The organism is Roseomonas sp. E05 (assembly GCF_030063475.1).
Taxonomy (GTDB): Bacteria; Pseudomonadota; Alphaproteobacteria; order Acetobacterales; family Acetobacteraceae; genus Pseudoroseomonas.
In genome coordinates, this window is the sequence record NZ_JASIRT010000003.1 from 64,913 (window position 1) to 85,862 (window position 20,950).

20 protein-coding genes are annotated in these 20,950 nt (G+C 71.6%); 6 read left to right on the plus strand and 14 right to left on the minus strand.

The window, feature by feature from the left end; genetic code table 11:
* The first annotated feature begins 2 nt into the window (after positions 1 to 2).
* From QMO56_RS04595 to QMO56_RS04610, 4 genes are read left to right on the plus strand one after another with little or no spacing between them, the layout of a single operon-like run.
* A complete protein-coding gene (locus QMO56_RS04595) occupies positions 3 to 938 on the plus strand; it encodes a branched-chain amino acid ABC transporter permease (RefSeq protein WP_283523861.1) in 936 nt (311 codons plus the stop codon).
* Positions 935 to 1,876 carry a branched-chain amino acid ABC transporter permease gene (locus tag QMO56_RS04600; protein ID WP_283523862.1) on the plus strand — a complete coding sequence of 314 codons (942 nt, stop codon included), beginning with the start codon at positions 935 to 937 and terminating at the stop codon, positions 1,874 to 1,876. The genes QMO56_RS04595 and QMO56_RS04600 overlap by 4 nt, the downstream gene beginning before the upstream one ends.
* Positions 1,873 to 2,646 (plus strand): ABC transporter ATP-binding protein, encoded by a 774-nt coding sequence (locus tag QMO56_RS04605; protein ID WP_283523863.1) that lies wholly within the window; start codon positions 1,873 to 1,875, stop codon positions 2,644 to 2,646. Before QMO56_RS04600 ends, QMO56_RS04605 begins: the two co-directional genes overlap by 4 nt.
* On the plus strand, positions 2,633 to 3,289 hold the full coding sequence (locus QMO56_RS04610; protein ID WP_283523864.1) for an ABC transporter ATP-binding protein: 657 nt from the start codon (positions 2,633 to 2,635) through the stop codon (positions 3,287 to 3,289). Before QMO56_RS04605 ends, QMO56_RS04610 begins: the two co-directional genes overlap by 14 nt.
* Before the next feature lie 42 nt (positions 3,290 to 3,331).
* Here the strand turns inward: QMO56_RS04610 and QMO56_RS04615 are convergent, their stop codons facing one another.
* From QMO56_RS04615 to QMO56_RS04640, 6 genes are all read right to left on the minus strand, one after another.
* The gene (locus QMO56_RS04615; RefSeq protein ID WP_283523865.1) at positions 3,332 to 3,556 is read right to left on the minus strand and encodes a hypothetical protein; all 225 of its coding nucleotides are present in this window, start codon (positions 3,554 to 3,556) and stop codon (positions 3,332 to 3,334) included.
* A 56-nt stretch (positions 3,557 to 3,612) separates the two neighbouring features.
* Complete coding sequence (locus QMO56_RS04620; protein WP_283523866.1) at positions 3,613 to 4,833, minus strand: PHB depolymerase family esterase; 1,221 nt, start codon at positions 4,831 to 4,833, stop codon at positions 3,613 to 3,615.
* A gap of 108 nt (positions 4,834 to 4,941) precedes the next feature.
* The gene (locus QMO56_RS04625; protein ID WP_283523867.1) at positions 4,942 to 5,364 is read right to left on the minus strand and encodes a CopG family transcriptional regulator; all 423 of its coding nucleotides are present in this window, start codon (positions 5,362 to 5,364) and stop codon (positions 4,942 to 4,944) included.
* Between the two features lie 162 nt (positions 5,365 to 5,526).
* Positions 5,527 to 5,898 (minus strand): DUF1850 domain-containing protein, encoded by a 372-nt coding sequence (locus tag QMO56_RS04630; RefSeq protein ID WP_283523868.1) that lies wholly within the window; start codon positions 5,896 to 5,898, stop codon positions 5,527 to 5,529.
* Complete coding sequence (locus tag QMO56_RS04635) at positions 5,895 to 8,009, minus strand: TRAP transporter permease (protein ID WP_283523869.1); 2,115 nt, start codon at positions 8,007 to 8,009, stop codon at positions 5,895 to 5,897. The genes QMO56_RS04630 and QMO56_RS04635 overlap by 4 nt, the downstream gene beginning before the upstream one ends.
* A 49-nt stretch (positions 8,010 to 8,058) precedes the next feature.
* On the minus strand, positions 8,059 to 9,012 hold the full coding sequence (locus QMO56_RS04640; protein ID WP_349362341.1) for a TAXI family TRAP transporter solute-binding subunit: 954 nt from the start codon (positions 9,010 to 9,012) through the stop codon (positions 8,059 to 8,061).
* Between the two features lie 252 nt (positions 9,013 to 9,264).
* On the opposite strand from QMO56_RS04640, the gene QMO56_RS04645 reads away from it, so the two are divergent.
* Both QMO56_RS04645 and QMO56_RS04650 read left to right on the plus strand, forming a co-directional pair.
* Positions 9,265 to 10,215: a 2-hydroxyacid dehydrogenase gene (locus QMO56_RS04645; RefSeq protein WP_283523870.1), complete on the plus strand. Its 951-nt coding sequence runs from the start codon at positions 9,265 to 9,267 to the stop codon at positions 10,213 to 10,215.
* A 127-nt stretch (positions 10,216 to 10,342) separates the two neighbouring features.
* Positions 10,343 to 11,353, plus strand: a complete 1,011-nt coding sequence (locus QMO56_RS04650) for an aldo/keto reductase (RefSeq protein ID WP_283523871.1) — start codon at positions 10,343 to 10,345, stop codon at positions 11,351 to 11,353.
* Positions 11,354 to 11,486: 133 nt separating this feature from the next.
* Here QMO56_RS04650 and recN read toward each other — a convergent pair whose 3' ends face one another.
* The 8 genes from recN to murB form a co-directional block, all read right to left on the minus strand.
* Complete coding sequence (recN, locus tag QMO56_RS04655) at positions 11,487 to 13,157, minus strand: DNA repair protein RecN (RefSeq protein ID WP_283523872.1); 1,671 nt, start codon at positions 13,155 to 13,157, stop codon at positions 11,487 to 11,489.
* 25 nt (positions 13,158 to 13,182) lie between these two features.
* Complete coding sequence (locus tag QMO56_RS04660) at positions 13,183 to 14,037, minus strand: outer membrane protein assembly factor BamD (protein WP_283523873.1); 855 nt, start codon at positions 14,035 to 14,037, stop codon at positions 13,183 to 13,185.
* Positions 14,038 to 14,117: 80 nt separating this feature from the next.
* Positions 14,118 to 15,080 (minus strand): UDP-3-O-acyl-N-acetylglucosamine deacetylase, encoded by a 963-nt coding sequence (gene lpxC / locus QMO56_RS04665; protein WP_283523874.1) that lies wholly within the window; start codon positions 15,078 to 15,080, stop codon positions 14,118 to 14,120.
* A gap of 221 nt (positions 15,081 to 15,301) precedes the next feature.
* A complete protein-coding gene (gene ftsZ / locus QMO56_RS04670; RefSeq protein WP_283523875.1) occupies positions 15,302 to 16,882 on the minus strand; it encodes a cell division protein FtsZ in 1,581 nt (526 codons plus the stop codon).
* Positions 16,883 to 16,940: 58 nt separating this feature from the next.
* Positions 16,941 to 18,236 (minus strand): cell division protein FtsA, encoded by a 1,296-nt coding sequence (gene ftsA / locus QMO56_RS04675; protein ID WP_283523876.1) that lies wholly within the window; start codon positions 18,234 to 18,236, stop codon positions 16,941 to 16,943.
* Positions 18,233 to 19,150: a cell division protein FtsQ/DivIB gene (locus QMO56_RS04680; protein ID WP_283523877.1), complete on the minus strand. Its 918-nt coding sequence runs from the start codon at positions 19,148 to 19,150 to the stop codon at positions 18,233 to 18,235. Before QMO56_RS04680 ends, ftsA begins: the two co-directional genes overlap by 4 nt.
* Positions 19,140 to 20,051 carry a D-alanine--D-alanine ligase gene (locus QMO56_RS04685; RefSeq protein WP_283523878.1) on the minus strand — a complete coding sequence of 304 codons (912 nt, stop codon included), beginning with the start codon at positions 20,049 to 20,051 and terminating at the stop codon, positions 19,140 to 19,142. The genes QMO56_RS04680 and QMO56_RS04685 overlap by 11 nt, the downstream gene beginning before the upstream one ends.
* Entirely contained in the window at positions 20,048 to 20,950 is a 903-nt protein-coding gene (gene murB, locus QMO56_RS04690; RefSeq protein ID WP_283524104.1) for a UDP-N-acetylmuramate dehydrogenase, read from the minus strand. Before murB ends, QMO56_RS04685 begins: the two co-directional genes overlap by 4 nt.

The following is a 20,950-nucleotide window of genomic DNA, read 5'->3' on the forward strand; positions in this document are numbered from 1 at the left end:
CGATGGCGGACTGGCTCGCCCAGAACGGGCTGCTGCTCGGCCTCGCCACGCTGGACGGGCTGTCCAACGCGGCGGCGATCTTCATGGTGGCGGTGGGGTTGAACCTCGTCTTCGGCGTGCTGCGGGTGCTGAACGTGGCGCATGGCAGCCTCTATGCCATCGGCGGCTACACGGCGGCCTCGCTGGGCCTTCTGCTCGCCGCCAGCGGCCTGCCGGACTGGCTCGCCTTCCCGCTGCTGCTGGTGGCGGCGCTGCTGGTCGGCGCCGTGCTCGGCCCGCCGATCGAGAAGCTGCTGCTGCGCCGCACCCGCCAGCACGAGCCGGTGCTGCAGCTCCTCATCACCTTCGCCCTCTTCATGATCCTGGAGGACCTGCAGAAGCTGGTCTGGGGCGTGCAGCCGGTGGTGAACGACACGCCGCTGCGCCTGCTCGGCACGGTGGACGTGCCCTTTGGCGCCGACGTCATCCCCTTCACCACCTACCAGCTCTTCGTCCTGCCCGGCGTGGCGCTGGTGACGCTGGTGGGACTTGCCTGGTTCCTGCGCCGCACCCTGGCGGGGCGCATGATCGTCGCCGTCACCGCCGATGCGGAGGCGGCGCGGGCGATGGGCATCGATGCCGGGCGCGTCATGCTGCTCACCTTCACCGCCGGCGCGGCGCTGGCGGCGCTGGGCGGCGCGCTGGCCTCGCCCACCGTCTCGCTGGTGCCCGGAGTGGGGGCCCAGACCATCGTGCTCTCCTTCGCCGTGGTCGCCACCGCGGGCCTTGGCCAGGTGGAGGGCGCCGCGCTCGCCGCGCTGCTGATCGGCCTGGGTCGCGCCTTCGCCGTCTATTTCGAGCCGGAGCTGGAGGTCGTCATTCCCTATCTCATCATGGTGGTGGTGCTGCTGGTGCGGCCGCAGGGCCTGTTCGGCGTGGTGGAGACGCGGCGGATATGAAGCGCCACGCGGAACTCCTCCTCGCCCTGCTCGGCGTGCTGGCGGTGGTGCTGGTCGCCTGGGCGGTGCCCTGGCTGCGCTTCGTGCTGACCATCGCGCTGGCCAAGGGGCTGGCCGTGCTCGGCATCCTGCTGCTGCTGCGCGCCGGGCAGGTCAGTTTCGGTCATGCGCTGTTCGTCGCCTTCGCCGCCTATGTCGTCGCCTTCCTGGCGCCGCTGCTGCCCGAGACGCTGCTGCTGCTGCCCGTGGCGGCGCTGGGTTCGGCGCTGCTGGGGTTGCTCGTCGGCCTCTTCGTGGTGCGCTATCGCGAGATCTTCTTCGGCATGCTGAACCTCGCCCTCAGCATGGTCTTCTACTCCGTGCTGGAGAAGTTCTATGCCATCACCCATGGCACCGACGGCATCCGCCTCGCGCCCACCCGCTTCGCGGGGATGGCGCTGGAGGGCGCGGCGCAAGGCTGGTCGGTGCTGCTGCTGGCGCTTGCCCTCTCGCTCGGCTTCGGCGTGCTGGTGCGGCTGCACCTGGCCTCGCCCATGGGGCAGGCGCTGGCGGGCATCAAGACGCGCGAGCCGCGGCTGGAGTTCATGGGTGTTCCGGCGCGGCGGGTGCTGCTCTCGGCCTATGTCCTCTCGGCCTGCATGGCCGGCTGCGGCGGCGCCCTGATCGCCATGACGACGCGCCACGTCACCCCCGCTCTGGCCTACTGGACCGCCTCGGGCGAACTGGTCTTCATCGCCATCCTGGGCGGGGCCGGCAGCGTGCTCGGCCCCTTCCTGGGCGCGCTGGCCTATGAGCTGACGCGGGTCTATGCCGCCGCGCTGGTCGCCGATGCCTGGCAGATGATCCTCGGTACCGTCCTGCTGCTGGTCATCCTCTTCGCGCCCGGCGGCCTCTGGGGCATGGGCCGGGCGCTCTTCGCCCGGCGGCGGGCGGCATGAGCGCGCTGCTGGAGGCGCGCGGCCTGCGCCTCGCCTTCGGCGGCGTGAAGGCCGCCGACGGCATCGACCTCGCGGTGGAGGAGGGCGAGTTCCTCGCCATCATCGGCCCCAACGGCGCCGGCAAGACCACCTTCATCAACATGGCCACCGGCTATCTGCGGCCGCAGGCCGGCGAGATCACCTTCCGCGGCCGCCGCATCCTCGGCCTGCCGCCGCGCCGCATCGTGCGGCTTGGCATCGCGCGCTCCTTCCAGCTGCCGCAGCTTTTCACCGAGCACACGGTGCTGGAGAACATGGCGCTGGCCATCGCCGCGCGCGAGGGGCCGTGGTCGCCGCTGGCGCCGCTGCTGCGCCCGGCCTGGCGCGACGAGGCGATGGCGCTGCTCGACAGCTTCGGCCTCGCACCGTTGGCCGAGCGCCGGGGCGACGCGCTGAACGAGGGCGCGCGCAAGCTGGCCGACATCGCCATGGCCGTCGCCCTGAAGCCGCGCCTGCTGCTGATGGACGAGCCGACCAGCGGCGTCGCCGCCGCCGACAAGATGGCCGTCGTCGAGACCCTGGCACGGGTGCTGCGGCAGTCCGGCGTGACAGCGGTCTTCGTGGAGCACGACATGGAGGTGGTGGACCGCTTCGCCGACCGCGTGGCCGTCTGGGGGCAGGGGCGGATCATGGCGCTCGGCCCGCCGCAGGCCGTGCTGGCCGATCCGCAGGTGCGGCGCGACGTCATCGGCATCCTGCCCGAGGAGGCGGCGGGCCATGCTCCGGCTTGAGGGCGCTTCGGTGGCGATCGAGGGTGCGCCGGTGCTGCGCGACGTGGCGCTGCATGTGCCGCCCGGCGGACGGGTGGCGCTGATCGGCCGCAACGGCGCCGGCAAGACGACGACGCTGCGCGCATTGATGGGGCTGCTGCCCTTGCAGCGCGGGCACATCGCGCTGGACGGGCGGGAGGCCGACGGCGTGCCGGCGCATCACCGCGCCAGGCTTGGCATCGGCTACGCGCCGGAGGAGCGGCGGCTGTTCGGCAGCTTCACCGTGCGCGAGAACCTGCTGTTGCCGGCGCAGGTGCTGCGATTGCCGCGCGCCGAGCTGGAGCGCCGGCTCGGGCTGGTCTTCGAGCTGCTGCCCGAGCTGCGCGACGTGGCGCCGCGCCGCGCCGCCGGGCTTTCGGGCGGGCAGGGCAAGATGGTGGCGCTGGGCCGGGCGCTGATGGTCGGCACCCGCGCCGTGCTGCTCGACGAGCCGTTCCAGGGCCTCGCTCCCGCCCTGGCGCTCCGCTACGCCGAGGCTCTGGGGCGGCTGCGGGAGGCGCTGCCGGAGGTCGCCATCCTGATCACCGAGAGCAGCCCGGCGCTGCTGCGCCCGCTGGTGGACCACAGCTATGTCATCGAGCGGGGCGAGATCGCGCCGGCCTGAAGGGGTGGGGGGAGATCCCTCCCCCACCCGTGCCGCCCCGGGTCAACCTTCCTCGGCTTCCGTGTCCAGGAAGCGGCGCAACGCGACGTGTTCCGGGCCAGCGCTGCCCGGGCGGAGGAAGTCCTCCACCGTCAGCTCCGTCACATGGCCTCCCGAGGACAGGTTCCCCTGATGCCGCACAAAAACCCGCTCCGAGCCGGCCTCGCGCATCAGCTGCCAGCGGTCGCCGTTCGCACTGTGGTAGAGATCCCTCACCAGCAAGCTCATGCTGTCGCACCTTCTGTTCCGGGCCTGAAAGAGAAACCGCCCAGCAGGCACAAGGTTCAATCGCGCGGCTCTCCGCCGGCGGTGCCGCGCGCATGGCTCAGAAAGAAGCGGAGCATCTCGCGCGAGGCATCGGGGCCCTTCGGATCGGTGTAGGAGCCGGCGGGGCTGCCGCCCGACCAGGCGTGGCCGCCGCCATGCACGAGCCATTGCTCCAGCATCACCCGCCCGTTCTCCGTGAGATGACAGGTGCGGCTGTAGGCGTGCCCCCCCGCGGCCTGCCCGCGCTGCGTCTCCGGTCGCAGGCCACGCGCCGCGCCGGACTGGGCGATGACCTGGTCGCCGTTGCGGGGATGGACGGTGCCATCCCGGTCCGCATGGAACACGATGGTCGGCATGATGCCGCTCCCGCCCGGCACCGTGCCGGCGCCGCCCTGCCGCATGGCCGCGAAAGCCGAGGGAATGTCACGCGCCGCGCCGCAGGCCAGGCCGGAATGCACGCCGACGGCGGCATAGAGGTCCGGATAGGCGGCCCCCATGATGGCGGCCGCCGCCCCGCCGGCGGAAAGCCCGGCCACATAGACCCGCCCTGGGTCCACGGCATGGTCCCGCATCACCTGGCGCGTGATGCCCGCGATCAGCGACGGCTCGCCCCCATCGCGCTGCTGGTCGCCGGGACTGAACCAGTTCCAGCACTTCTGGGCATTGGCGGAAGGCGTCTGGCCGGGATAGGCGACGAGGAAGCCCTGCTCCTCGGCCAGCACGTTCATGCGCGTGCCGGCGGCGAAGTCGTCGGGCGACTGCGTGCAGCCATGCAGCATGACGATCAGTGGCACCGGCTCGCCGCGATGGGTGCTCGGGATATAGAGCTTGTAGGGGCGGCTGCCGGCCGGCCCGGTGAAGCTGCCCTCGATGAACCGGGCCCCCTCGGGCACTGGCACCTGCCGCTGCCGTGCCGAGAACTGCCCGGCGCCGCCCCAGCCGGGCGCCAGCCCGCCGTGAGGGAGCGGCGCCCGCGGCGGGATGATCCCGTCCAGGGTCGCGCCCGGGCCGCTGCCACGCATCCCGGGGAAGGGCAGGCGAGGAGAGGGCGTGGTGCCTTCATCGGGCTCGGCCTTCAGGTCGATGATCGGGCGCCGGTCGCCGGCCGGTGCGGCCGTCCCGGCGGCGCCTTCCTGGCCCTGCAATGCGCGCTGCAGAAGCGCGGTGGCTTCGCTCAGGCGGCCCAGCCGGGTCAGGCGGGCGGCTTCAAGCATAGGGGTTGGCAGCGTGGCGGTCATGATCGGTGCCTTCAGGCCATGGGCGCGCGCCGGCATTCCGCGTGGGGCGGGTGGCGCTGCGGTCCGGTTGGTGTGGGGATGCGCGGCCCGGTCAGGGCCGCCGCAAGGTCAGCGGATGCGTTCGGCCAGGGCGGCCTTCACCGCGGCGCTGGCCTGCAGTGCCCCGAGCACGGAAATCGAGGCGATCGTGGCGCGGGCGAGTTCCGGCGAGACGTCGGCGGCGATGCTGGCAAGCCCCAGCACCCGGATCTCGAGCATCTGTCCGGCGGCCTGTGCCGCTTCGAGATCCGCGCGGGTGTAGTGGCGCAGGCCAAGCTCCAGGCTTTTGCGGGCGACGGATTGCCGTGCCGCGTCCGCATGGCGCTCGATCTGGTTGCGGATCGCGGTGCGGATGAAGTCGGTGCGGTTCGCATAGAACCCCTCCTGCACCAGCAGGTCGATATGGCCGAGATCCACATAGCCCAGGTTGATGGTGATCTTCTCGGTATCGCCGCCCGCCCTAGGCCGCAGTTCCCGGACGTTGTCCACCATTTTTCCATCCCTCCGCCATCCAGTGGGATGGTAAATAGGGTGCTCCAGGGGGAATGCAAGGCCAGATGCCGGCTGCGGGCGGGGGGTCCAACGAGATCCGGCGGGTCCGGCCGCTGCGTGGCGGTAGGGTCCGAGCGCCGCCCTGGCGCGGCATGATGGGCCTCAGTTGCAGGGATAGAGCCGCACCGGGTCCGCGTCGGGTGGCAGCCCGGCGCCGAGCGGCCCGCAATGGCCATCGGCGCAGAGCTGCCACTGGCCGATCCCCGCTGCTTGGCCGCGGCGCAGCAGCACCTCGGGCAGGTCAAGGCGCGGGTGCCATTCCCACATCGCGCCGACCTTCTTGGCGCCGGGCGCGGGGTCCATCCCCGCGCCCGAGCCTTCAACGCGCGCCGCTTCCAGGTGCAGCGCACCGGGGCGGACCTGCCAGTCCTCCTCCCAGCGCGTGTGCTCGACGGTGTGCGACCAGGCGAGCATGAAGCCGGCGATGGCCAGCTTCACCACCTGGCCGCCGCCGGCGATGCACAGGGCGCTCAAGCGCCCCGTCCACCCGCCGTGGCCGCTCCCCCCGCGCTGCGGCGGGACCAGAGATGCCACGCGATGAAGGCCGCCGCCGCGATGAAGCCGGCGGTGTCCGTCAGCGGCACGGCCGCCACCAGCAGCACCGCCGCGATGAAGGCCCAGGCCCGCTCCCAGAGGCGGATCGGCCCCAGCAGGAAGCCCACCGCCGTCGCGCCCCAGAGGCCGATCGCCACCACCGCCTTCAGCAGCACGTAGAGCACCGCCGGGGTATAGCCGATGCTCTCGGCCAGCGGCCCGCCATCCTGCAGCATCAGCACCGGCGCATAGACCGCCATGAACGGCACCGCGAAGCCGGCGATCGCCACGCGCATCGCCTGCAGCCCGATCTTCATCCCGCTCTCGCGCGCGATCGGCGCCGCGGCGAAGGCGGCCAGCGCCACCGGCGGGGTCAGGTCCGCCATGATGCCGAAATAGAAGACGAACATGTGGCTGACGAGCAGCGGCACGCCGAGCTGCAGCAGCGCCGGACCGGCGATCGAGGAGGTGATGATGTAGTTCGGGATGGTCGGGATGCCCATGCCGAGGATCAGGCAGATCAGCATGGTCAGCAGCAGCGAGGCGAAGAGGCTGTTCTGCCCCACCGCCACCACGGCGCCGGCGAAGGTGGTGGCCGAGCCGGTCAGCGACAGCACGCCGATGATCACGCCCACCAGCGCGCAGGCGATGCCCACCGGCAGCGCCTGGCGCGCGCCATCAGCCAGCGCCTCGCCGCAGAGCTTCAGCGTCTCGCGCCCGCCCTTGCGCACCGCGTTGATCAGGACCAGCAGCGCCACCACGGCGATCACCACGCCGATGCCATAGGCCAGGAAGGCCGCCGACATCAGGCCGAGCGCGATCCAGAAGGCGATCCGCAGCGCCGCCGCACCCATGCCGAGTGCGATGGGTGCGCCGAGCACGATCATCGCGGTCAGGCCGAGGCCGATGGTCCCGGCATAGAGCGGCGTGTAGCCGGCCAGCAGCAGATAGACGAGAATGCCCAGCGGCAGCAGCAGGAACCAGCCCTTGCGCAGCGCCGCGAGGGCGTTCGGGCACTGCTCCTTCGGCACGCCGAGCAGGCCGAGCCGCCCCGCCTCCAGGTGCACCATCCAGAAGGCGGTCATGAAGTAGAGGATGGCCGGCACGATCGCCGCCTCGACCACCTGCAGATAGGGGATGCCGAGGCTCTCGGCCATGATGAAGGCGACTGCGCCCATCACCGGCGGCATGATCTGCCCGCCCATCGAGGCGGTGGCCTCGACGCCGCCGGCGAAGGCCGCACGGAAGCCGAAGCGCTTCATCAGCGGGATGGTGAACTGGCCGACGGCCACGACATTCGCCACGCCCGAGCCGCTGATCGTGCCCATGAAGGCCGAGGCCACCACCGCCACCTTCGCCGGCCCGCCGCGCGTGTGCCCGACCGTGCCGAGCGCCACGTCGGTGAACAGCGAGATCATCCCCGCGCGTTCCAGGAAGGCGCCGAACAGGATGAACAGGAAGATGTAGGTGGAGGAGACGTAGGTCGGCGTGCCGTAGATGCCTTCGGTGCCGAGATAGAGCGTGTCGATGATCTGGTCGTAGCCGAAGGGCCGGTGGTCCAGCGGCGGCGGCAGGTACTCGCCGTAGAGGCCGTAGAGCAGGAAGACCAGGCAGATCAGCGGCAGCGACGGTCCCATCAGCCGGAAGCCGGCGAGGAAGACCAGCGCCACCACCAGCACGCCGACGGCGAGGTCCATCTCGGTCGGCAGGCCCGCGCGCTGGATCAGGTCGGCATAGAAGATCCAGTGATAGAGCCCGGCGACGAAGGCGACCACCGCCAGCGCCGCCCAGAGGATGGCGGTCCAGTCGCCGCGCCGCCGGTTGGCCGTCAGGCCGAACAGCAGCAGCAGCAGGAAGCCGACATGCAGCGAGCGCACCACCGAGCTGGGCAGCGAGGCATAGGCTGCCGTGTAGATCTGGAAGGCGGAGAAGATGAAGGCGACGGCCTTCAGCAGCATGCGGCCGCCGGGTTCGCCCCAGCCCATGCCGCCATGCTCCACCGCCGCCGATTCCTCGACGGCGGTGGGGTGCCCGATGACCTCGGCGCTCATCGCGACGGCCCCGCCTCGGCGGCGCCGTAACCAACCCTGGCCCGTGGGTTCATGCCTTCTTGCGTTCCTTGAAGTAGCGCTCGGCGCCCGGATGCAGCGGGATCGGCGGGTTCTCGCCGGCGCCCTCGACCTCGATGCCCTTCGCCGCCGCCTGCGCCGCGACCAGCGCGGGGATGTTCTCGTAGACCGCCTTGGTCATCTGGTAGACGAGGTCGTCGGCAAGCCCGGCGCGCGTGACCAGGTAGTTCGGCACCGCCGCCGTCGTCACGTCCGCGTCCTGGCCGGTATAGGTGTTGGCCGGGATGGTCGCCGCCTTGTAGGGCGTGCCGATCTTGGTGATGACGTCCTGCGGCACCTCGACCACGTTGATCGGCACCGAGGTGGAGAGATCGAGGATCGAGGCGACGCCGAGGCCCGCCGACTGCAGCGTGGCGTCAAGCTGGCGGTTCTTCATCAGATCCACGGATTCGCCGAAGGGCAGGTACTCGACCTTGCCGAGGTCCTTGTAGCTGAGCCCGGCGGCGGCCAGGATGGCGCGCGCGTTCAGCTCGGTTCCCGAGGCCGGCGCGCCGACCGACAGGCGCTTGCCCTTCAGGTCCGCCAGCGTCTTGATGCCGGAATCGCGCAGCGCGACGATCTGCACGTGGTTCGAGTAGATCGCGCCGACGCTGCGCAGCTTGTCGAGCTTCTGCGGGAAACCAGCCTCGGCATTGCCCTCCCAGGCGAAGCCCATGGCGTCGCCAAGGCTGAAGGCCAGCTCGCCACGGCCGCGCTGCAGCAGGTTCAGGTTCTCCACCGAGGCCTTGGTGGCCTGCACCGAGGGGCGCACGCCATCGATCTTCTCGGCGAACAGCTTGGACATGGCGACGCCCAACGGGTAGTAGACACCGGAGGTGCCACCTGTCAGAATGTTAATGAATTCGGCCGCCTCGGCGGAGCGGAGCCCCTGCATCGTCCATGCAGCGCCGGCTGTGGCCAGCATCAGGCCTCTGCGTGAGAGCATCGTGTTTTTTCCTCCTGTGCCGGCCTCTCTATGCCGCGGATCGGCGGCCGGCCATGACCGCGCGCGGCGGTGCAGCCGCGCGCGATGAACAGCGCACGATCCTTCGGAGGTTTGGCAGCAAAGTCAAATCAGCGGCGCTCCAGAAGAGGGGTGCCGGCCTGACCGCATCACGCGGCGCCGGAGACCGCTCCCGCTTGCCGCTCCGCGCCTCCCATGCTGCACTGCGACAGAGAGTGGTCCGGAGAGCGCGACGTGACGAAACCCGTGGTTCTGGTCGCCATGCCCATCGGCGCTGCCCTGCGCGAGCGCCTCGCGACTCGCTATGATCTGCACGGACCGCTGGCGCAGCCGGCGCCCATCCCCGAGGCAGCACGCGGCGCACGGGCGCTGATCACCCTTGGCGGCTTCCGGACCGACGCGGCGCTGATGGCAGCCCTGCCGGAGCTGGGCCTGATTGCCTGTTACGGCACCGGCTTCGAAGGGGTGGATGCCAAGGCCGCCGCGCAGCGAGGCATCCTGGTCACCCATGCCGGCGATGCCAATGCCGCCAGCGTCGCCGAGTTCGCCATGGGGCTGGTGCTGGCCACCGCCCGCGACATCCTGGTTGGCGACCGGCTGATCCGCGACGGCAAATGGACCAGCCTGCGCATCGACCGCATGCCGCTGGTCAGCGGCCTCGCGGGCCGGCGGCTCGGCATCTACGGGCTCGGCAGCATCGGCCTGCAGATCGCCCGCCGTGCCGCCGCCTTCGATATGGAGATCGGCTACCACAACCGCTCGCCGCGCCCCGGGCTCGGCTACGCCTATCATGCCAGTCTGACGGAGCTCGCGGCCTGGTCCGACATCCTGGTGGTGGCGGTGCGCGCCGGCGCCGCGACCGAGAAGGTGGTGGACAGCGCGGTGCTGGAGGCGCTCGGCCCCACGGGCATCCTGGTCAACATCGCGCGCGGCAGCGTGGTGGACGAGGCGGCGCTCTGCACGGCGCTGGAGACGGGGCGGCTCGGTGGCGCCGGGCTCGACGTCTTCGCCCATGAGCCGCATGTGCCCGAGCGCCTGGCGCGCCTGTCGAACGTGGTGCTGACTCCGCACATGGCCGCCCTGGCCCGCAGCGCGCAGGAGCGGCAGCAACAGCTTCTGCTCGACAATCTCGAAGCCTTCTTCACTGGCGGCACGGTGCGTCACCGCATTCCCGGCTCCGTCTGATCGGACCCGGCCCGAACCTTGCTGCCTCGACGGCAGATGCCTGCGAGGGCACCATGCCTCGCGGATGCATTCCCCACCCGTGGCCCCGCCGGATCGGCGCGGGGCCGCGCCTGATGGCGAGGTTCCCATGGAATACCGCAATCTCGGCCGCAGCGGCCTGAAGGTCTCGCCGCTCTGCCTGGGCACCATGATGTTCGGCGGCGCGACGGACGAAGCCACCTCGGCACGCATCATCGACCGCGCGCGCGAGCAGGGCGTCAACTTCATCGACACGGCGAATGTCTACAACGAAGGGCGCTCGGAGGAGGTCACCGGCCGCGCCATCCGGGCCTCCCGCAGTCACTGGGTGCTGGCCACCAAGCTGGCAAACCCGGCCGGGCCTGGACCGAACGACCGCGGCCTCTCTCGCCGCCACTGCCTGAGCGCGGCCGAGGACAGCCTGCGGCGGCTTGGCGTCGAGGCCATCGACATCCTCTACCTGCACAAGGAGGATCATGCGACGCCGCTGGCCGAGACGGTCGGTGCCATGGCCACGCTGATCCGCGCCGGCAAGATCCGCTATTTCGGCGTCTCCAACCACCGGGCCTGGCGCATCGCCGAGATCTGCCGCCTGTGCGAGGAAATGGGCATCGACCGCCCGGTGGTCAGCCAGCCCTATTACAACGCGCTCAACCGCATGCCGGAGGTCGAGCACCTGCCGGCCTGCGGCTATTTCGGCCTGGGCGTGGTGCCCTACAGTCCGCTGGCGCGCGGCGTGCTGACGGGCAAATACGCCACCCAGGCGCCGCCCCCCGCCGACACCCGTGCCGGCCGGGCCGACAGGCGCATGATGGAAACCGAGTGGCGGCCGGAGAGCCTGGCCATCGCCCGGAGGCTGAAGGAGCACGCGGAGGCGTGCGGCATCACCGCCGGGCAGTTCGCCGTGGCCTGGGTGCTGAACAACGCGCTGATCACCGCGCCGATTGCGGGCCCGCGCACCGAGGCGCAGTGGGAGGACTATGTCGGCGCACTGGCCTACCGCTTCACGGCGGAGGACGAGGCGCTGGTGGATTCGCTGGTTCCCGCCGGGCATCCCTCGACGCCGGGCTACAACGACCCGGCTTATCCACTCGAAGGCCGCCTCGCCCGCACGGGGTAGCCGGAGAGGGCGCTACCCTCTCCGGACCTCTCCCGCCGGGGGCATTGAATGCCTCCGGGCCCCCACATTCCTTCTGACTGACGGCGGGGTCCGGGGTGACACTGTCACCCCGGCGGATGGTCCAGGGCGGGCCTCAGCGCAGCAGGCTGTCCGCCGCGGCGCGCGCCGCCTCGGTGACGGTCTCGCCAGCCAACATGCGGGCCAGCTCCTCGCGGCGCGCGGGAGCGTCGAGCGGCTCCACCCGCGTCTCGGCGCGGTCGCCGCGCACGCCCTTGGCCACGCGCCAGTGCTGGCTGCCGCGTGCCGCCACCTGCGGACTGTGCGTGACGACCAGCACCTGCAGCCGCTCGGCCACGCGGGCGAGCCGGTCGCCCACCGCGGCGGCGGTGGCGCCGCCGATGCCGCTGTCCACCTCGTCGAAGACCAGCGTCGGCACCGGCGAGCCGCGCGCCAGCACCACCTTCAGCGCCAGCATCAGCCGCGACAGCTCGCCGCCGGAGGCGATCTTGTCCAGCGCGCCGGGCTTCTGGCCGGGGTTGGTGGTCACCAGGAAGGTGACACGGTCCTGCCCGTCGGCGGCCCAGGCGCGCTCCTCCCGGGCGGCGATCTCGATGTGCAGCCGGGCGCGCTCCAGCTTCAGCGGCGCCAACTCCTGTGCCACGGCCTTCTCCAGCCGGCGCGCGGCCTCGGTGCGGGCGGCGGTAAGCGCCCCGGCGGCGCGGACATAGGCGGCACGCGCCGCGCTGGCGGCCTGCTCCAGCGCGGCGGCGCGCTCCGCCCCCGCGTCCAGCGCGGCCAGTCGGCCGGTGAGGGACTGCAACAGCCCCGGCAGCTCGACCACCGCCACGGCATGCTTGCGGCCGGCCGCGCGCAAGGCGAAAAGCCGCTCCTCCACCTGCTCCAGCCGGCGCGGGTCGGGGCCGAGATCGGCGCTCAACCGCTCCAGCATGGTCTCGGCCTCGGCCAGGGCATCCTGCGCCTGGCCCAGCGCGGCCAGGATCGGCGTGGCCTCCTCATTGGGGGCTGGCAGCCGCTCCAGCGCACGGGCGGCGTTGCGGAGGGCAGCGGAAGGGCTGGTGCTGCCGCGCCGGTCGCGCGGCTGCAGCTCGGAAAGGGCGGCGGCCACCGCCTCGGCGCGCCGTTCGCCCTGCTGCATGGCCTGCCGCTCCTCGGCGAGCGCCTCCTCCTCGCCCTCGGCCGGAGCGAGGGCGGAAAGCTCCTCGACGGCGTGGCGCAGCCACTCCTCGTCGCGCTGCGCCTGGGCGATGGCCTCCTGCGCGGCTTTCAGCGCCCGCTCGGCGCCGCGCCATTCGCGGAAAGCCTCGGCCACGGCGTTGCGCCGGCCCTCCAGCGCACCGAAGGCATCGAGCAGCCCGCCATGCGTCCCCGGATCGGCCAGCCCGACCTGATCATGCTGCCCCTGCACCTCGACGAGCAGCGCGCCGAGCCGGCGCAGCAGCGTCACACCCACCGCCTGATCGTTGACGAAGGCACGCGAACGGCCATCGGCCTGCACCACGCGGCGAAGCACGAGGTCGTCCTCCGCCTCGATGCCCTGCTCGGCCAGCACGGCCTGGGCGGGGTGGTCGGCCGGCAGATGAAAGCAGGCGGCCACCGAGCCCTGCGGCTGGCCGGTGCGGACCATGCCCGCCTCCGCCCGCTGCCCGAGGGCGAGGCCGAGGCTGTCGAGCAGGATGGACTTGCCCGCGCCCGTCTCGCCGGTAAGCACGGTCAGCCCGGCACCCAGCGAGAGGTCCAGCCGCTCGATCAGCACGATGTCGCGGATGGCGAGGGAGGTCAGCATGGCTGCGGCGCCAGCGGCTTCCGGCTCAGAAGATCGTGTTCCAGGCGCGGCTGAGGAGGCCCGGGCTGCTGCCGTCGGCCGGCTTCACGCCCTTCCCCAGCATGGCATAGGAGTCCTGATACCATGCGCTGCCGGGATAGTTGTGGCCGAGCACGCTGGCGGTCTGGCGCGCCTCATCCACCAGCCCGAGGGCGAGATAGCACTCGGTCAGGCGGTGCAGCGCCTCAGGGACGTGGTTGGTGGTCTGATAGTCCTCCACCACGCGCTTGAAGCGGCCGATGGCGGCGGAATAGAGGCCCCGGCGCTCGTAGAAGCGGCCGATGTTCATTTCCTGGCCGGCGAGATGGTCGCGCGCCAGGTCGATCTTGAGCCGCGCATCGCGGGCATAGGCGCTCTCGGGGAAACGGTTCGCCACTTCCTGCAACTGGGCGAGGGCGATCTCGGTGCCGCGCTGGTCGCGCTGCGCGTCCACGATCTGCTCGTAATAGCTGAGTGCACGCAGATAGTAGGCATAGGCGATGTCGCGATGCGCCGGGTGCAGCTGGATGAAGCGGTCGAGCGCGCCGATCGCCTCGGTGTAGCGGTTGCGCATGTAGTCGGAATAGGCCGACATCAGCCGCGCGCTGGTGGCCCAGGTGGAATAGGGGTGCTCCCGTTCCACGCCGTCGAAGAACTCGACGGCCTGCTGGTAACGCTCCTGCCGCAGGGCATCGAGGCCGGCGGCATAGAGCGCCTCCGGCGACTGCGAGGCCATCGCGGCCTGCGCCTCCGGGCGGAGCGAGCTTTCTTTGCCGTTCCACTGGCTGCAGGCGCCCGCCATCAGCGGCAGGGCCAGAAGCAGGGAGAGGCGGGAGGTCCGGGTCAGACGGGGGGTGCGCATGGCGGCCGCTCTATACCATGCCCCCTGGCCGAGACGAAGAGGGGGCGGCCGGCGGCCGGCGGGCCGCCCTTCGCGAGATCTCAGGCGGCCACCGACTCCAGCGCACCCTGCGGGAGCGACTGGCCGGCCGGGGTGGCGACAAAGCCCGCATCCCGCCAGCGCCAGGCGGAGGCGTCGGCGAATAGGGCGCGCAGCAGGCGGTTGTTCAGCGCGTGCCCGGAGCGGCTGCCGGCGAAGCGGGCGGAAAGCGGCGCGCCGGCCAAAGCGAGGTCGCCCACCACGTCCAGCAGCTTGTGCCGCACGCACTCGTCGGGGGAGCGCAGGCCGCCAGGATTGAGCACCATTGGCCCATCCACCACCACGGCATTGTCCAGGCTGCCGCCCAGCGCCAGGCCGGCGGCGCGCAGGCGCGCCACGTCCTCGGCCATGGTGAAGGTGCGGGCACTGGCCAGCGCGGCGCGGAAGGCGCTCTCCGTCACCCGCAGGGACAGGCTCTGATGGCCGATCGCCGGGGAGGGAAAGTCGATCTCCAGCGAGGCCTCGAAGCCGGGGGTCTCGGTCGGGTAGAGCGAGACCCAGGCCGCGTCGGGGCCCTCGCCATCCTGCACGCGGACCGGCTTCAGCACCTCGATGGTGGCCCGCGGCATGGCCGTCGTCACGATGCCGGCGCAATCGATCAGGAAGACGAAAGGCGCGGCGGAGCCGTCCAGGATCGGCACTTCCGGCCCATCCACCTCGACGACCACGTCATCGATGCTGCAGGCGGCCAGCGCGGCCATCACATGCTCGATCGTGCCGATTCGCGCCTGCGGCTGGCCGGGCAGGGCGAGGGCGGTGCAGAGCCGGGTGTCGGAAACCAGATCGAACCGGGCGGGGAGATCGACGCCCAGATCGGTGCGGCGGAAGAGGATCCCCGTACCCACGGCAGCCGGGCGAAGGGTCAGGCCGGCACGGCGGCCGGAATGCAGGCCGACGCCGAAGCAGCCGATCGGCGCCTTCAGCGTCCTGCGTCGCTCCGTACCTGCTGCGAGGAAACCGTCCATCACTGCCCCTGGATCATTCACTGCCAGGCGGAGGGGAATAGGCTCGCTCCGCCGAGGCTGTAGATGGCACCGCAGCAGGACCAGCGCGAGTCAACGCTTATTTCCGATTATTTCACTATAACGACGCACAATAAGTGCTTGGATTCTCTCGGATATTGCGGCGCAAAAAACCCCGCGCTTTTCAGCGCGGGGCCGGGTCCGTCACACCGTTGCGGCGCTGGTCAGTTGTTCTGCCGGCGCAGGAAGGTCGGGATGTCAAGCCCCATTTCCTCGCTCTGCGGAGCGGCGGGGGCCTGCGGTTGGGCTGCGGCCGGGCGCGGCGCCGGCTGTTGCGGGGAAGCCTGACGCGGCGCCGGAGCCATCTCGGCCTCGGTGCCGAGATTGCGGCGCATCAGTCCCGTCGCCTTGCGGAACAGGTTGAAGCCGCCACCCCCGGCCGGCGGCGCGGAAACCGGCGGCGGCGCCATCGGGCGCGGCGCGGCGGCCGGCGCGCGGAGGCCGCCATCCGGCTGCATCACCGGCGCCGGCACGTCCTCGGGCGAGGGCGCCTCAGGGGCGGGGGCGCCTGGCGCGGCCTCATACGCGACCGGCGGCGCGGCGGGCGCAGGGGCGGCGGAAGCCATCCCGGCCGGCCGGCGCGGCGCACCGGCATTCGGGCCGCCGACCCGCACCGGAGCAGCCGGCTGCGGCATCACCGGGCGTGCCGTCATCGGCGCGCCGGGCACGCCGCGCGGCATGGCCGGCGGCACCGCGGTGTTGGAGACCGCCTGCACCGGCGCGTTGCCGCCGACCGCGACCAGCTTCGGCCGCTCGGCGGCGGTGTGCTCCTGCACTGCGTCGATGCCGGTGGCAACGACGGAGACGCGCAGGCGGCCGTTCATGTCCTCGTCGATCGAGGAGCCGAAGATGATGTTCGCTTCCTCGTCCACCTCGCGGCGGATGCGGTTCGCGGCCTCGTCGACCTCGAACAGCGTCATGTCGTAGCCGCCGGTGATGTTGATCAGCACACCCTTGGCGCCGAGCATCGAAGTGTCTTCGAGCAGCGGGTTGTTGATCGCCGCCTCGGCCGCCTTCACCGCGCGGTCCTCGCCCTCGGCCTCGCCGGTGCCCATCATCGCCTTGCCCATCTCGGCCATGACGGTGCGGATATCGGCGAAGTCGAGGTTCACCAGGCCCGGGTTGACCATCAGGTCGGTGACGCCGCGCACGCCCATGTAGAGCACGTCGTCGGCCATCTTGAAGGCTTCGGCGAAGGTGGTGCGTTCGTTCGCTTTGCGGAAAAGATTCTGATTCGGAATGACGATCAGCGTGTCCACATAGGACTGCAGATCCTCAAGGCCCGTCTCCGCCGCACGCTTGCGCTTCGGCCCCTCGAAGTCGAAGGGACGGGTGACGACGCCGACCGTCAGGATGCCACGCTCACGCGCCATACGCGCGATCACCGGTGCCGCGCCGGTGCCGGTGCCGCCGCCCATGCCCGCGGTGATGAACACCATGTGCATGCCCTCGAGGTGGCGCGCCAGGTCCTCGGTCGCCTCCTCCGCGGCGGCGCGGCCGATCTCCGGTTTGGCGCCCGCGCCGAGGCCCTGCGTCAGGTGCGGACCGAGCTGCACGCGGCGTTCGGCGCGGCTGTGCACCAGCGCCTGCGCGTCGGTGTTCGCCACCAGGAATTCGACGCCGTCGAGCCCCATCGCGATCATGTTGTTGACCGCATTGCAGCCCGCGCCACCGACACCGACGACGGTGATGCGCGGACTGAAGTCGGTGTGCTGCTGGCGCGGGATTGTCAGGTTCAGCGTCATTGCAGCGATTCTCCTCGGCGTGCGGACGTGGTGCGGGGCAATGCGGGCGCAGATTGCATCAGACTCGCTCGCGAAGCCAGTTGACGAAACGAGAAAACACACCGTTTCCGCGTTCAGGACCGGGGTCGATGTCGAACAGCGGCCGGCCTTCGCCCGCGCCCCATGCGACCAGCCCCAATGTTGTCGCGAAATCCGGTCCTTGTGCGGCCTCTGGGAGACCGCGCACGAATCCAGGGCGGCCCAGACGGACCGGTCTGTCCAGAATCTGCATCGCCAGCTCGCGCAGACCGACGAGCTGGCTGGCACCACCCGTGAGCACGACGCGCGCGCCGGCGTCGCGGCCGAGCGCCGCGGCGTCCAGGCGGTCGCGCACCAGCTCCAGCGTCTCCTCGATTCGCGGGCGGATGATGTTGATCACCGTGGCGCGCGGAATGCTCACCAGGTGATCCTCGTCCTCGCCGACCTGCGGCACCATGACCATGGTGCGGGCATCGTCGCCGCCGTTGAGCGCGCTGCCGTCCAGGATCTTGATCCGTTCCGCATGCGCGATCGGAGTCGCGAGGCCGCGCGCCAGGTCGTTGGTGACCTGCCAGCCGCCGACCGGGAGCTGCGAGGTGTGCAGCAGGTGTCCCTCGCCATAGACGGCGATGCTGGTGGTGCCTCCGCCCATGTCCACCACCGTGGCGCCGAGCTGTCGCTCGTCCTCCACCAGCACGGAGAGTGCCGAGGCATAAGGGGCCGAGACCAGCTCATCCACCTCGAGGTCGCAGCCGTTGAGGCAGATGCCGAGGTTGCGCAGCGAGGCCGAGGTGGCGTCCACGAGGTGCAGATGCGCGGCCAGCGTCTCGCACATCATGTTGCGCGGGTCCTCGACACCGGGCGTGGCGTCGATGGTGAAGCCGAGCGTGGTGGCATGCACCGTCTCGCGGCCTTCCTCGATGGCACGGCGGCGGCCTTCGGCGAGCACGGCGCGCAGATCCGCCTCCGTCACCGTGCGGCCGCCGATCGGCCATTGGATGTTCATCAGCCGCGAGGCGGGCTGGCCGCAGGAGAGATTGACGATGGCGTGGGACAGCTTGATCTCCGCTGCCTCCTCGGCCTGCGCCACGGCGGCGCGGATGCACTGCTCCGCCTCCTGCAGGTCGACGACGTTGCCGCCCTTGATGCCGCGCGCGCGCTGCCAGCCGCAGCCCAGGATCCGCGCCTGCCCGTCGCCTTCGATGCGCGCGATCAGGCAGACGATCTTGCTGCTGCCGATATCCAGCACGCCGAAGGCGCCGCTGCGCGCGTGGCGCCGCCTCGGCGACGGCGCGGCGGGCTCGATGGGCGGCGCGATCCGGGGCATGCGGCTCATCCGCGGCTGCTCCCGCGGGTCTTGCGGCCATGCTCCGGCGCCGGCGGCTCGGCCCCGGGCTGCTGCCGCACCACCAGCCGGTCGGGCAGGCGCATGTCGATCGTCTGCACCGGGCGGTCCAGCAGCGCGGCGGTCTTCTGCAGCTCGGCGAGGCGATGGATCGCCGCCGCCTCATGCCCTTCCGGCAGCAGCACGTCGATTCCGTTGTAAAGCCGCAGGTTCCAGCGCCGCTCGCTGATCAGCACCAGTGCCTGCACGCGCTGCTGCAGCTCAGGCTGCTGCCGCACCAGGTCATAGAGCGCGGCGCCGCGCTTGTCCGCGCCGTCGCCGACCAGCAGCGGCAACGGCCCGAAGGCATCGAGCGTGTCGGCAGAGACCACGCGGCCCTCGCGGTCCACCACGGCGAAGTCGCCCTGGTGCTGCCAGATGGCGAAGGGCTTCCGCTCGTGGATCTCGATCACGATGTTGCCCGAGAGGTGCCGCTGCACCTCGGCCTGCTCGATCCAGGCGATGCTCTCCAGCCGCTCCTTCACCTGGCTGGGCGAGAAGGACAGCAGCGGATCGCCGCGGCCGACACCGATCGCCGCGCGGATCAGCTCCTTCGGCGTGTTCTGCTGCCCGCGCACCACGATCTCGCCCACCGTCAGTCCGGCATCGGCCGCCGCTTCCGCGACCGACTGTGCCAGCCAGGAGAAGGGCCCGGCCGGCTGAATCGCCGCCACGGTCACGGCGCCGCCGCCAACCAGCGCAAGGCCGGCCATGCCGAACAGGACCGGCCGCAGCCACGGCTTCTTGCGGCGCAGCCAGAGGCGCAGGCCGCTCGGCCGCTGCAACGCGGCGCGGCTGGGGCGGCCGCCATCGCTGGCCAGGCGCGTCCGGTCCTCGGGCCGGGCGCGGGCGGAACTACGGGCCATTGCGGGCCTCCTGCACCATCCAGGCGCACAGGGCGGGGAAGGGAATGCCGCAATACGCCGCCTGCTCGGGCACCAGGCTGGTCGGCGTCATGCCGGGCTGGGTGTTCACCTCGAGCAGCACCAGCCGGCCGGTCGTGTCGTCGTAGCGGAAGTCGGAACGGCTGACGCCGCGGCAGCCCAGCGCCTCATGCGCGCGTAGCGCCGCCTCCATCGCCGCCCGCGCCACATCCTCGGGGACGACGGCGGGAATGGTGTGCTGGCTGCCGCCATCGGCGTATTTGGCGTCGTAGTCGTAGAAGACATGGCCGGTGCCGATCTCGGTCACCGCCAGCGGCCGGTCGCCCATCACCGCCACGGTCAACTCGCGGCCGGGGATGTATTCCTCGGTCATGATCTGCGGGCCGAAGCGCCAGCGCCGCGCGATCTCGGCGCGGCGGTTGTCGCCCGCCTTCAGGATCTCGACGCCGACCGAGGAACCCTCGTTCACCGGCTTCACCACATAGGGGCGGGGCAGCGGATCGGCGCTCTCCAGCTCCTCCGGCGTCACCACGCGGTGCTCGGCAAGCGGCAGGCCATGCGCGGCGAAGACGGCCTTGGCCGCCGCCTTGTCCATCGCCAGCGCCGAGGCGCGCACGCCGGAATGCGTGTAGGGGATGCCGAGCCAGTCCAGCACGCCCTGCACGCAGCCATCCTCGCCGAAGCGGCCGTGCAGCGCGTTGAACACCACGTCCGGCTTCGCCGCCTGCAGCGCCGCGATCATCGCGGGCAGGTCCTGCGTCACCTCGATCGGCGTGACGCTGAAACCCGCCTCGCGCAGCGCCGAGGCCACCTGCTGTCCGGTCGAGAGCGAGACCTCGCGCTCCGCCGAGAAGCCGCCATACAGGACCGCGACACGCGTCATGCGCGCTTCTCCCCGATGCGCCGGATTTCCCATTCCAGCGTGATGCCGGACTGCGCCGCGACACGCGCGCGCACCGTCTCGCCCAGTTCCTCCAGATCGGCGGCGGTGGCGCTGCCGAGATTGATGAGGAAGTTGCAGTGCTTCTCCGACACCTGCGCCTCGCCGATCCGCAGGCCCCGGCAGCCGGCGGCGTCGATCAGCGCCCAGGCCTTCTCGCCCGGCGGGTTCTTGAAGGTGGAGCCGCCGGTGCGGGCGCGCACCGGCTGCGTCGCCTCGCGCGCCGCGCGGATCTCGCGCATCCGCGCGGCGATCGCCGCCGCATCGCCCGGCGCGGCGCGGAAGCGCGCACGGGTGACGATGCCGCCCTCCGGCAGCGCGGCGCGGCGATAGCCGAAGCCGAGCGCCGCCGCCTCCAGCCGCAGCAGGCCGGACGGCGTGGCGATCTCCGCCCAGTCCAGCACGTCCTTCACCTCGGTACCGTAGGCACCGGCATTCATCGCCACCGCGCCGCCGATGCTGCCGGGGATGCCGGAGAGGAACTCCAGCCCCGCCAGCCCCGCGGCCGCGGCATGCTCGGCGACGGTCGCATCCAGCGCGGCGGCGTCGGCGACCAGCCCATCCGCCTCCACCATCACCTCCGAAAAGCCGCGCGCCAGCTTCACCACCACGCCGCGCACGCCGCCATCCCGCACCAGCAGGTTGGAGGCGGCGCCGATCACGGTGAGCGGCATCTCCGCCGGCCGGTCGCGCAGCAGCACCAGCAGGTCCTCGGCATCGGCCGGGCGCAACAGCCACTCGGCCGGGCCACCGGTGCGGAACCAGGTGAAGGCCGCGAGCGGCGCCTCCGCCTGGACGCGTCCGCGCAGCGGCGGCAGGGTGGGGGCGGCGCTTTCCGGCAT